7 protein-coding genes and 1 pseudogene are annotated in these 11,218 nt (G+C 60.3%); all 8 read right to left on the bottom strand.

What is annotated here, in order from left to right:
* Positions 1-373 (bottom strand): annotated as a pseudogene (locus tag ACI2KB_RS24095) (S1 RNA-binding domain-containing protein); the annotation flags it as partial.
* A 158-nt stretch (positions 374-531) separates the two neighbouring features.
* Positions 532-1,221, bottom strand: a complete 690-nt coding sequence (gene cmk, locus ACI2KB_RS24090; RefSeq protein WP_404638681.1) for a (d)CMP kinase — start codon at positions 1,219-1,221, stop codon at positions 532-534.
* On the bottom strand, positions 1,218-3,425 hold the full coding sequence (locus ACI2KB_RS24085) for a bifunctional prephenate dehydrogenase/3-phosphoshikimate 1-carboxyvinyltransferase (protein ID WP_404638707.1): 2,208 nt from the start codon (positions 3,423-3,425) through the stop codon (positions 1,218-1,220). Before ACI2KB_RS24085 ends, cmk begins: the two co-directional genes overlap by 4 nt.
* Positions 3,426-3,453: 28 nt before the next feature.
* A complete protein-coding gene (gene hisC, locus ACI2KB_RS24080) occupies positions 3,454-4,566 on the bottom strand; it encodes a histidinol-phosphate transaminase (protein ID WP_404638679.1) in 1,113 nt (370 codons plus the stop codon).
* A gap of 170 nt (positions 4,567-4,736) precedes the next feature.
* Positions 4,737-5,831 carry a prephenate dehydratase gene (gene pheA, locus ACI2KB_RS24075; protein ID WP_404638677.1) on the bottom strand — a complete coding sequence of 365 codons (1,095 nt, stop codon included), beginning with the start codon at positions 5,829-5,831 and terminating at the stop codon, positions 4,737-4,739.
* Complete coding sequence (gene serC / locus ACI2KB_RS24070) at positions 5,831-6,916, bottom strand: 3-phosphoserine/phosphohydroxythreonine transaminase (protein ID WP_404638675.1); 1,086 nt, start codon at positions 6,914-6,916, stop codon at positions 5,831-5,833. The genes pheA and serC overlap by 1 nt, the downstream gene beginning before the upstream one ends.
* A 118-nt stretch (positions 6,917-7,034) precedes the next feature.
* Positions 7,035-9,830, bottom strand: coding sequence for a DNA gyrase subunit A (gyrA, locus tag ACI2KB_RS24065; protein WP_404638673.1), 2,796 nt, complete (start codon positions 9,828-9,830; stop codon positions 7,035-7,037).
* A 304-nt stretch (positions 9,831-10,134) separates the two neighbouring features.
* Positions 10,135-11,211 (bottom strand): S-methyl-5-thioribose-1-phosphate isomerase, encoded by a 1,077-nt coding sequence (gene mtnA, locus ACI2KB_RS24060; RefSeq protein WP_404638671.1) that lies wholly within the window; start codon positions 11,209-11,211, stop codon positions 10,135-10,137.
* Positions 11,212-11,218: the final 7 nt, after the last annotated feature.

The raw sequence follows: 11,218 nt of genomic DNA, 5'->3' as shown, positions 1-11,218 counted from the left end.
CAACCAGAGAACCTGGCAGGAACGCACGGATGCCGTTAACGTCGACAGTGAAGCCGCCTTTAACCTTACCGTTAATAACGCCCTTAACCACTTCTTCGGCTGCGAAGGCTGCTTCCAGAACGATCCAGCACTCGGCGCGCTTGGCTTTTTCGCGGGACAGTTTGGTTTCGCCAAAGCCGTCTTCGACCGCGTCCAGCGCAACGTGAACTTCGTCACCGACCTTGATGGTCAGCTCGCCAGCGTCGTTGTAGAACTGCTCGAGCGGGATGACGCCCTCGGACTTCAGGCCAGCGTGTACGGTAACCCAGTCGCCGTCGATGTCGACAACGATACCGGTGATGATGGCACCCGGCTGAAGATTGAGGGTTTTCAGGCTTTCTTCAAAGAGTTCTGCAAAGCTTTCGCTCATTTTAATTCCTGTTGATAAAGGCGAAGAATCCGCCTATCGGCCACGCTCCAGACAACGTGGGTTTCGTTCATGTGAAAGAAAGCCTGCGGGACTTGGACTGGGTCTCCCACATGGCTTTCAGATCACCCAGCGAGATCGCGCAGTGCGACTTCACTCAGGATGCGTTCCAGCACCTGCTCGATGGACAATTCGGTGGAATCCAGCTGGATGGCGTCTTGCGCCGGTTTGAGCGGGGCTACCGCTCGCTGGGTGTCGCGTTCATCACGGACACGTATCTCATCTAGCAGACTCGACAGACTAACATCGTCACCCTTGGCCTTCAACTGCAAATATCGGCGACGCGCACGCTCTTCGGCGCTGGCGGTCAGAAAGATCTTCAACGGCGCGGATGGAAACACCACCGTTCCCATGTCACGGCCGTCGGCGATCAAGCCGGGAAACTCCTGAAACGCCCGCTGACGCTGCAACAGCGCTTCGCGAACGGCAGGCAACGAGGCGACTTGCGATGCGCCGCTGCCGATCCGCTCATTGCGGATGGCCATGGTCACTTCCTCGCCTTCGAGAATGATGCGCTGGCCGTGATCATCGGTTGCGGCTTCGAATTGCACATCCAGATGCGCGGCCAACAGCTTCAACGATTCTTCGTTGGTCAGGTCGACCCCATGATTACCCGCCGCGAATGCCAGCAGACGGTACAGCGCGCCGGAATCCAGCAGGCACCACCCCAGACGCTTGGCCAGCAAACCGGCTACCGTCCCCTTCCCGGAACCGCTTGGTCCGTCGATCGTAATGACCGGAGCTTGAACTTTCACGATTGCCCCTCTTGCGCTACACGAATACCCACCTGGCTGCACAGCGCCAGGAAATTGGGGAAAGAAGTCGCCACGTTGGCGCAGTCCCGAATGCGAATCGGGGCCGCCGCACGCAGCGACGCGATACTGAAAGCCATGGCAATGCGATGATCGCCGTGACCGTTGACTTCACCACCGCCGAGATTTCCGCCCTCAATAATGAGGCCATCAGCGGTCGGTTCAACCTTGATACCCAGGGTTGTCAGACCATCGGCCATGACCTGGATACGGTCGGACTCCTTGACCCGCAGCTCTTGCGCCCCACGCAGCACTGTCCGCCCTTCGGCGCACGCCGCAGCCACGAACAACACCGGGAACTCGTCTATGGCCAACGGCACCAGCGCCTCCGGGATGACGATGCCTTTAAGCTTCGCGTGACGAACACGCAAGTCTGCCACCGGCTCGCCTCCCACTTCGCGCAGGTTCTGCACCGAAATGTCCGCGCCCATCAAGCGCAGGATGTCGATCACCCCTGTGCGCGTCGGATTGACACCCACGTGCTCCAGCAACAGGTCCGAACCTTCGGCAATGGACGCGGCAACCAGAAAGAACGCCGCCGACGAGATGTCCGCCGGGACTTCGATGCGAGTGGCCTTCAATACACCTCCCGACTCAACCGACGCTGTCGCACCGTTGCCGGACACCGGATAACCAAACCCCCGCAGCATACGCTCGGTGTGATCGCGAGTCGGCGCAAGCTCGGTCACCGTCGTCGCACCGTGAGCATACATTCCCGCCAGCAGCAGACAGGATTTCACCTGAGCGCTGGCCACCGGCATGACATAACTGATGCCATGTAGCGGCTTGCCGCCGCGAATGGTGAGCGGCGGTCGACCGTCAGCGGCCGTTTCGATGACCGCGCCCATTTCCCGAAGCGGTTCGGCGACTCGCCCCATCGGGCGTTTTGACAGCGACGCATCCCCCGTCAGGACACTGTCGAAGCGCTGCGCCGCCAGCAAACCGGCCAGCAAACGCATGGAGGTCCCGGAGTTGCCGAGGTAAATCGGGCCAGGCGCAGGCTTCAACCCGTTAATGCCCACACCGTGAATGGTCAGACGGCCATGATGCGGGCCTTCAATGACCACGCCTATGTCACGAAACGCCTGCAAGGTCGCCAGCGCGTCTTCGCCTTCCAAAAAGCCTTCGACTTCGGTCGTGCCTTCTGCCAGTGAGCCCAGCATGATTGCCCGGTGCGAAATGGACTTGTCGCCGGGCACGCGAATCTGCCCGCCAACTCGGCCACCCGGCTGGGCAACAAACGTCAAATCGTCCGTCGCGGCCTTTTCGACGTAAGCGCGGCGGGCAAGGATTTTGCCGAAATGCTCACGAGCCACCCGTGCACGAGTGAAGACGCCCAGCAATTGGTGACCATCCCCCGCATCGACAGCGTCACGCAACGCATCAAGATCACTGCGGAACGTATCAAGGGTGCGCAACACCGCTTCGCGGTTGGCGAGGAAGATGTCGTGCCACATCACCGGGTCACTGCCTGCGATACGAGTGAAATCCCGGAAACCACCCGCTGCATAGCGGAAGATGTCCAGGTTTTCGTTGCGCTTGGCCAGCGAATCCACAAGACCGAATGCCAGCAAGTGCGGTAAATGGCTGGTCGCCGCCAGCACCTCGTCATGACGTTCGACCTCCATGTGTTCAACGTCAGCCCCCAACGCCGACCACATGCGATCAACCACTACCAGCGCATTCGGATCAGTCTCCGGCAACGGCGTGAGGATGACCTTATGGCGACGGAACAACTGAGCGTTGGACGCCTCGACGCCGCTTTGCTCGGACCCGGCAATGGGATGCCCGGGCACGAAGCGCGCAGGCATCGCACCGAAGACGTCCCGCGCGGCGCGCACAACGTTGCCTTTGGCGCTGCCCACGTCGGTCAGCACGGCATCACCGAGGTCGAGCTTCGCAAGCACGCCCAGCAGTTTTTCCATGGCCAGAATCGGCACGGCCAACTGAATGACGTCAGCACCGATGCAGGCTGCAGCAAGGTCTTCTTCACAACGGTCGACGACACCCAGTTCGACGGCCAGCTTGCGCGATTGCGGGTCGAGATCGACACCGATCACTTCACGACACAGGCCGCTTTCTTTCAAACCTTTGGCGAACGAGCCTCCGATCAAACCGAGACCGACCACCACCAGGCGGCCGATCATAGGCGCAACGGGTTGCACTGCTGTGACATCAACCACGCGCCAGAACCTTGCTCAAGGCTTCGAGGAAGCGAGTGTTTTCCGCAGGCAAGCCAATGCTGACACGCAGGTGACGAGGCATGCCGTAACCACCGACCGGGCGCACGATCACACCTTCGCGCAACAAGGCCTCGTAAACCGGTGCGGCGTCACGCCCGACATCGATCGCGATGAAGTTGGCCTTCGACGGAATCCAGCTCAGCCCGAACGCACGCAAACCCTCTTCCAGTTGCTGCATGCCCGCTTCATTCAGACGGCGGCTTTCAGCCACGTAATCGGTATCGCTCAGCGCGGCGCACGCGGCTGCCAGTGCGAGGCTGTTGACGTTGAATGGCTGGCGCACGCGGTTCAGGACATCGGCCACCACAGGCGACGACAGCGCATACCCCACACGCAACGACGCCAGGCCGTAGGCCTTGGAGAACGTGCGCGAGACCAGCAGGTTCGGGTAATCGGCGAGGAAATTCAGACCATCTGGCAGCTCGACGCCTTCGGCGTACTCGATGTAAGCCTCGTCCAGCACGACCAGCACGTCTTTCGGCACATCGGCGAGGAAATCAGCCAGTGCCTGTGGGCCGAACCAGGTACCGGTCGGGTTGTTCGGGTTGGCGATGAATACCACACGGGTATTGCTGTCGATGGCCGCCAGCATCGCGGGCAGGTCATGCCCCCAATCCTTCGCTTTGGCCACTCGCGCATTGGCGCCAACGGCTTGAGTGACGATCGGGTAAATGGCGAACGCGTGCTCGCTAAAAACGGCATTCAGCCCCGGCGCCAGGTAGGCCCGAGCGACGATCTCCAAAATATCGTTGGAGCCGTTGCCCAGCGTCACCTGACTGGCTTGCACGCCACACCGCTCGGCCAGCGCCTGCTTGAGGTCGAAGCCATTGCCGTCGGGGTAGCGCGTCAGCTCAGCCAAGGCATCGCGAATGGCTTGCAAGGCCTTGGGGCTTGCGCCCATCGGGTTTTCGTTGCTAGCCAGTTTGATGATGTTCGCTGGGTCGATATTCAGCTCACGCGCCAATTCGTCCACGGGTTTGCCGGGAACGTAAGGCGAAAGTTTTTGCACGCCAGGCTGCGCCAGTGCGAGGAAGTCGCCGCTCATTTACCGCTTTACCTCTTATCAAACATGAAGTAGGCCACTCATCTAATTGCCGCCGCAAACCCTGTGGGAGCGAATTTATTCGCGAAAGCGTCGGATCAGGCGGCAAATCTCTGTCGACTAAAAGAACGCCTTCACGAATAAATTCGCTCCCACAGGGTCCATACTTGCTGCTACAACACGGCCTTCGGATAGGAACCCAACACCTTGAGGGCCACGGCTTCCTGGCTAATCCGCTCCAGCACCGCCTTGATCAGCGGGTCACGGTGATGGCCTACGAAATCGATGAAGAATACGTAGGTCCATTTACCGCTGCGCGAAGGACGCGTCTCGATGCGGGTCAGATCGATGCCATTTTCATGGAACGGCACCAGCAGTTCGTGCAGAGCACCCGGCTTGTTGCTCATCGATACGATGATCGATGTCTTGTCGTCACCGGTCGGAGGGACTTCCTGGTTGCCAATCATCAGGAAGCGCGTCGAGTTGTCCGGACGGTCTTCGATCTTCTCGGCAATGCGGGTCAGGCCGTAAAGGCTGGCCGACATGTCGCCCGCGATCGCCGCAGAGTTCCACTCGCCCTTGACCCGCTTGGCCGCCTCGGCATTGCTGGCCACCGCCACGCGCTCGACGTTCGGGTAGTGCGCGTCCAGCCATTTGCGGCACTGAGCCAGCGACTGAGCATGGGAGTAGATGCGCGTGATGCTGTCAGTCTTGGTGTTTTCGCCCACCAGCAGATGGTGGTGAATACGCAGCTCGACCTCGCCACAAATGACCATGTCGTGTTCGAGGAAGCTGTCCAGCGTGTGGTTGACCGCACCTTCGGTGGAGTTTTCCACCGGCACCACGCCGAAATTGACCGCGCCCGCAGCCACTTCGCGGAACACTTCGTCGATGGCCGCCATCGGCTTGCTGATCACTGCATGACCGAAGTGTTTCAGCGCGGCGGCCTGGGTGAAGGTGCCTTCAGGGCCGAGATAGGCAACCTTGAGCGGCTGCTCCAGCGCCAGGCACGAAGACATGATTTCGCGGAACAGACGCGCCATTTCCTCGTTGCTCAGCGGACCGCGGTTACGCTCCATGACACGCTTGAGCACCGCAGCTTCGCGCTCAGGGCGGTAGAACACTGGCTCCTCGCCTTCAGCAAGACCGGCCATCTTGACCCGCGCCACTTCCTGCGCACAGCGTGCACGTTCGCTGATCAGCTCCAGAACCTTTTCGTCTAGGCTGTCGATGCGTACGCGCAGCGCCTTGAGTTCTTGCTCGGACATCAACCGTGCTCCTTCTCGAATTCGGCCATGTAAGCCACCAGCGCCTCAACGGCATCCAGACCCAGCGCGTTGTAGATCGAGGCGCGCATGCCGCCCACCGAGCGGTGGCCTTTGAGGTTGAGCAAATCGCGGGCCTCGGCACCGGCCAGGAAGGCCTTGTCCAGACGCTCGTCCGCCAGACGGAACGGCACGTTCATCCACGAACGGGCATTGTGGCTGATCGGGTTGGTGTAGAACTCGCTGCTGTCGATGAAGCCGTACAGACGGTCTTTCTTCGCGCGGTTACGCTTTTCCATGGCGTCGACACCGCCCTGCTCCTTGAGCCACTCGAACACCAGACCCGAGAGGTACCAGGAATAGGTCGCCGGGGTGTTGTACATCGAGCCGTTGTCTGCCGAAACCTTGTAGTCCAGCATGGTCGGGCAACTGCTGCGCGCACGGCCCAACAGGTCTTCACGAACAATGACCACCACCAGGCCGCTTGGGCCGATGTTTTTTTGCGCACCGGCGTAGATCAGGCCGTACTGCGAAACGTCGATCGGGCGCGACAGAATGTCCGACGACATGTCGACCACCAGAGGGACGTCGCCCGTTTCAGGGACCCAGTCAAACTGCAGGCCGCCGATGGTTTCGTTGGACGCGTAATGAACATACGCAGCGTTCTTGGTCAGTTTCCATTCGTTCTGACCCGGAATCGCCAGGTAGTCGTAAGGCTTGGCGCTAGCCGCGACATTGATGTTGCCGAAGCGGCGACCTTCCTCGATGGCCTTCTTGGACCAGATACCGGTCTCGATGTAATCCGCCGTGCCGTTTTCCGGTAACAGGTTCAGCGGGATTTCAGCGAACTGCTGACTGGCGCCGCCTTGCAGAAACAGAATCTTGTAGTTGGACGGAACGGACAGCAGCTCGCGCAGATCCTGCTCGGCCTTCTCTGCGATGGCCGTGTAATCGTCGCTGCGATGACTCATCTCCATCACCGACAAGCCTTTGCCGTGCCAGTCCATGATCTCGGCCTGGGCGCGTTGCAGAACAGCGTCGGGAAGCGCGGCAGGACCGGCGCAGAAGTTAAAGGCTCGCTTGCTCATATCCACTCTCGTCAAATCGTTGAATTCGAAACAGCCGCAACCGGGCGTCCAAAGACGCGGTTGCAGTTCTGGCCAAAGCCAAGAGGGCCCACGAATGGGCCCTCAAATACAACGTCTATCAGTCCTGCGCTTCGTCTTCGTCGACGGCGCCATCGGCTTGCAGATCCCCGCCCGCCTCATCGGCATTGGACAGGTTGACCCCTTCGCCTTCCAGCGCGTCGTCGTCGACCCCTTCGCCATCCAGCTCGTCACCTTCGACTTCGGAAGGCTCCTGAACACGCTCCAGACCGACCAGCGTCTCGTCCTTGGCCAGTTTGATCAGGGTCACACCCTGAGTGTTACGGCCCAGGCTCGACACTTCGTCGACACGGGTCCGAACCAGAGTGCCCTGATCGGAAATCAGCATGATTTCCTCACCGTCCTGCACCTGAACCGCACCGACCAGACGGCCGTTACGCTCGTTGCTGACCATGGCGATAACGCCCTGACCGCCACGTTTGTATTCAGGGAATTCGGTGATCGAAGTGCGCTTGCCGTAGCCACGCTCAGACGCTGTAAGAATCTGGCTGCCTTCTTCCGGGATCAGCATGGAGATCAGTTTCTGACCCTCCTGCAGACGCATGCCACGCACACCGCGAGCGGTACGGCCCATGGCACGCACTTCGGATTCCTTGAAGCGCGTCACTTTGCCGCCGTCCGAGAACAGCATGATTTCCTGCTCGCCGTCAGTGATGGCAGCGGAAATCAGGATGTCGCCTTCGTCCAGTTCCAACGCAATCAGACCCGAGCTGCGCTGACGGCTGAAGGCCACCAGCGGGGTCTTCTTGACGGTGCCATTGGCAGTGGACATGAAGATGAACGGTGCCTTCTTCTTGTCAGCAGCCTTCAGACGCGCCTTGCGCTCTTCTTCGGTTTCGTTGGCGTTCTCGATGTCTTCGACATCGACTTCCACGCCTTCGGCTTCTTCCTCGTCAGCCCGCTTGCTCATGGCTTCGAGGTCGACCGGCAGCATGGTGGTGATGTACTCGCCTTCGGTCAGCGGCAGCAGGTTGACCAGCGGACGGCCACGGGCCGCACGCGATGCCTCCGGAATCTCGTAGGTCTTGAGCCAGTAAACCTTGCCCTTGCTGGAGAACATGAGGAGCGTGGTGTGGCTATTGGCGACCAGCAGGTGAGCGATGTAGTCCTCATCCTTGACGCCCGTCGCCGATTTGCCTTTACCGCCGCGACGCTGGGCCTGATAGACCGCCAGCGGCTGAGTCTTGGCATAACCACCGTGGGAGATGGTCACGACACGTTCTTCTTCCGGAATCATGTCGCCCAGGGTCAGGTCCAGGCGTGCATCGAGGATTTCGGTGCGGCGGGCATCGCCGTATTCGGCACGGATCAGTTCCAGCTCTTCACGAATGACTTCCATCAGCCGCACGGAGCTGTTGAGGATGCGGATCAGCTCGCCGATCTGGGTCAGGATTTCCTGATACTCGGTCAGCAGTTTTTCGTGTTCCAGACCGGTCAGGCGGTGCAGACGCAGCTCCAGAATCGCTTGAGCCTGCTCTGGCGACAGGAAGTACTTGCCGTCACGAAGGCCGTATTGTGGATCGAGGTTTTCCGGACGGGACGACTCGGCGCCCGCGCGCTCGATCATCTCGACCACAGCGCTCGATTCCCATGGCGTGTTGACCAGCCCTTCCTTCGCTTCGGCGGGGGTCGGCGAGGCTTTGATCAGCTCGATGACCGGGTCGATGTTGGACAGGGCAACGGCCTGACCTTCAAGGATGTGCGCACGTTCACGGGCCTTGCGCAGCTCGAACACGGTACGGCGGGTCACGACTTCGCGGCGGTGACGGATGAAGGCCTCCAGCAGATCCTTGAGATTGAGGATCCGTGGACGGCCATCGATCAGCGCAACGATGTTGATGCCGAAAACACTTTGCAGTTGGGTCTGGGCGTAGAGGTTGTTGAGGATGACCTCTGGCACTTCGCCGCGACGCAGCTCGATGACCACGCGCATGCCGTCTTTGTCGGACTCGTCGCGCAGCTCGGTGATGCCTTCGAGCTTTTTCTCTTTGACCAGTTCGGCGATCTTCTCGATCAGACGCGCCTTGTTCAACTGGTATGGCAGCTCGGTCACGACGATCTGCTGGCGACCGCCGACCTTGTCGATGTCCTCGACGATGGAGCGGGCGCGCATGTAAATGCGGCCACGACCGGTCTTGTAGGCTTCGACGATGCCCGCGCGGCCGTTGATGATGCCCGCTGTCGGGAAATCAGGGCCGGGGATGTACTGCATCAACTCGTCGACGGTCAGGTCGTTGTTGTCGATGAGGGCCAGACAGCCGTCGATGACTTCACCGAGGTTGTGCGGCGGGATGTTGGTCGCCATGCCCACGGCGATACCGCTGGAACCGTTGACCAGCAGGTTGGGAATACGGGTCGGCATGACCGCCGGGATCTGCTCGGTGCCATCGTAGTTCGGTACCCAGTCGACGGTTTCCTTGTGCAGGTCCGCCAGCAGTTCGTGGGCCAGTTTGGTCATGCGCACTTCGGTGTATCGCATGGCCGCAGCGTTGTCGCCGTCCACCGAACCGAAGTTGCCCTGGCCGTCTACCAGCAGGTAGCGCAGGGAGAAAGGCTGGGCCATACGTACGATGGTGTCGTAGACCGCGGTGTCGCCGTGAGGGTGGTACTTACCGATGACGTCACCGACCACACGGGCGGATTTCTTGTAAGGCTTGTTCCAGTCGTTGCCCAGTTCGCTCATTGCGTACAGGACACGCCGGTGCACGGGCTTCAAGCCGTCGCGCGCATCGGGCAGAGCACGTCCGACGATGACGCTCATCGCGTAGTCGAGGTAGGACTGCTTCAGCTCGTCTTCGATATTGACCGGGAGGATTTCTTTGGCCAGTTCGCCCATGAGAAGCCTGATTCCTTTTTCTGGTGAAACCCCGCACACCCATCCGGGATGAACGAAGCTCGCCGCTGCCGACGAGTGCCTGGCAGCGACTTACGACAAATCAGCGAGTTAAGCCATGGATTTGCGCAGTGAAGGGAGCCGCAACGCGCCCCCTTGGAAACCGCCGGATGTTACCACAATCGCGGTCAGGCACGAAGACTTTGAGCGTGCTGAAAGTGAGCCATTTCGCCAGCAGGGGCCTGTGAGGCGCTTACAGGGCCTGCCAGCACTTTCCCGGCACACCGTAGCGCCTGCAACAAAATGATCAATGGAGGCGTTTACGGCACATCAGCTGCGCCATTTTTGCCGTGTCAGGGCGTTCGACGACACCCTTCTCAGTCACGATGACATCGATCAGGTCGGCGGGCGTCACATCGAATACCGGGTTGATGACGTCCCCATCAGCCCCCAGACGTTGCCCACCCAACGACAGCAACTCCTCGCGGTCACGCTCTTCAAGGGGAATGTCTTCGCCACTGGCCAGGTTCATGTCGATGGTCGAACTGGGCGCCACGACCATGAAACGCACACCGTGATGCATCGCCGCGACCGCCAGTTGATAGGTGCCGATCTTGTTGGCCACGTCACCATTGGCCGTGATCCGATCGGCGCCGACGACAACCCAGGTGATGCCTTTGGTTTTCATCAAGTGCGCCGCAGCAGAATCCGCATTGACGGTCACCGGAATGCCTTCATTGGCCAGTTCCCAGGCGGTCAACCGCGAACCTTGCAGCCACGGGCGGGTTTCCCCCACGTAGACCCGCTCGATCATGCCTTCTATATAAGCAGCGCGGATCACCCCCAGCGCCGTACCGAACCCGCCCGTGGCCAGCGCCCCGGTATTGCAGTGGGTGAGCACGGTCTGCAAATTGCCCTGCTGCTTGCGAATCAGCTCGGCGCCCAGTTGCGCCATGGTCAGGTTGGCCTCACGGTCGCTTTCGTGGATGGCCATAGCCTCCGCTTCCATGACCGCAACCGGGTCCTCATTGTCCTTGATGCGGTATAAACGCTCACGCATGCGGTTTAACGCCCAAAACAGGTTGATCCCGGTGGGCCGCGCATTGACCAACAGATCGAAATCCTCTTCCAGCGCCATTTGCCAATCGCCGCCTTCGGCCAAACGGTCAATGACCGCCAGTACCAGGCCGTAGGCAGCACTGATACCGATGGCAGGCGCCCCGCGCACGACCATCGTTTGAATGGCGTTGGCCACACCAGCGGCACTGTCGTAGCGTTGCCAGGTTTCCTCGAAGGGCAGAACCCGCTGATCCAGCAGATACAACGCGCCGTCCCGCCAATCGATGGCTTTCACTTTCTCGGCAGCCAAGAGTCGATCGCGCATTGCACAC

The sequence above is a fragment of the Pseudomonas sp. NPDC088444 genome (assembly GCF_044900175.1).
In the GTDB taxonomy this organism is placed as follows: Bacteria; Pseudomonadota; Gammaproteobacteria; order Pseudomonadales; family Pseudomonadaceae; genus Aquipseudomonas.
This window is presented reverse-complemented; position numbering and strand designations above follow the sequence as displayed.

Excerpts from the sequence above, each read along its gene's own strand:
- ACI2KB_RS24085 (WP_404638707.1), bottom strand. The coding sequence starts at position 3,425 with ATGATCGGCCGCCTGGTGGTGGTCGGTCTCGGTTTGATCGGAGGCTCG.
- hisC (WP_404638679.1), bottom strand. The coding sequence starts at position 4,566 with ATGAGCGGCGACTTCCTCGCACTGGCGCAGCCTGGCGTGCAAAAACTT.
- pheA (WP_404638677.1), bottom strand. The coding sequence starts at position 5,831 with ATGTCCGAGCAAGAACTCAAGGCGCTGCGCGTACGCATCGACAGCCTA.
- serC (WP_404638675.1), bottom strand. The coding sequence starts at position 6,916 with ATGAGCAAGCGAGCCTTTAACTTCTGCGCCGGTCCTGCCGCGCTTCCC.
- gyrA (WP_404638673.1), bottom strand. The coding sequence starts at position 9,830 with ATGGGCGAACTGGCCAAAGAAATCCTCCCGGTCAATATCGAAGACGAG.
- mtnA (WP_404638671.1), bottom strand. The coding sequence starts at position 11,211 with ATGCGCGATCGACTCTTGGCTGCCGAGAAAGTGAAAGCCATCGATTGG.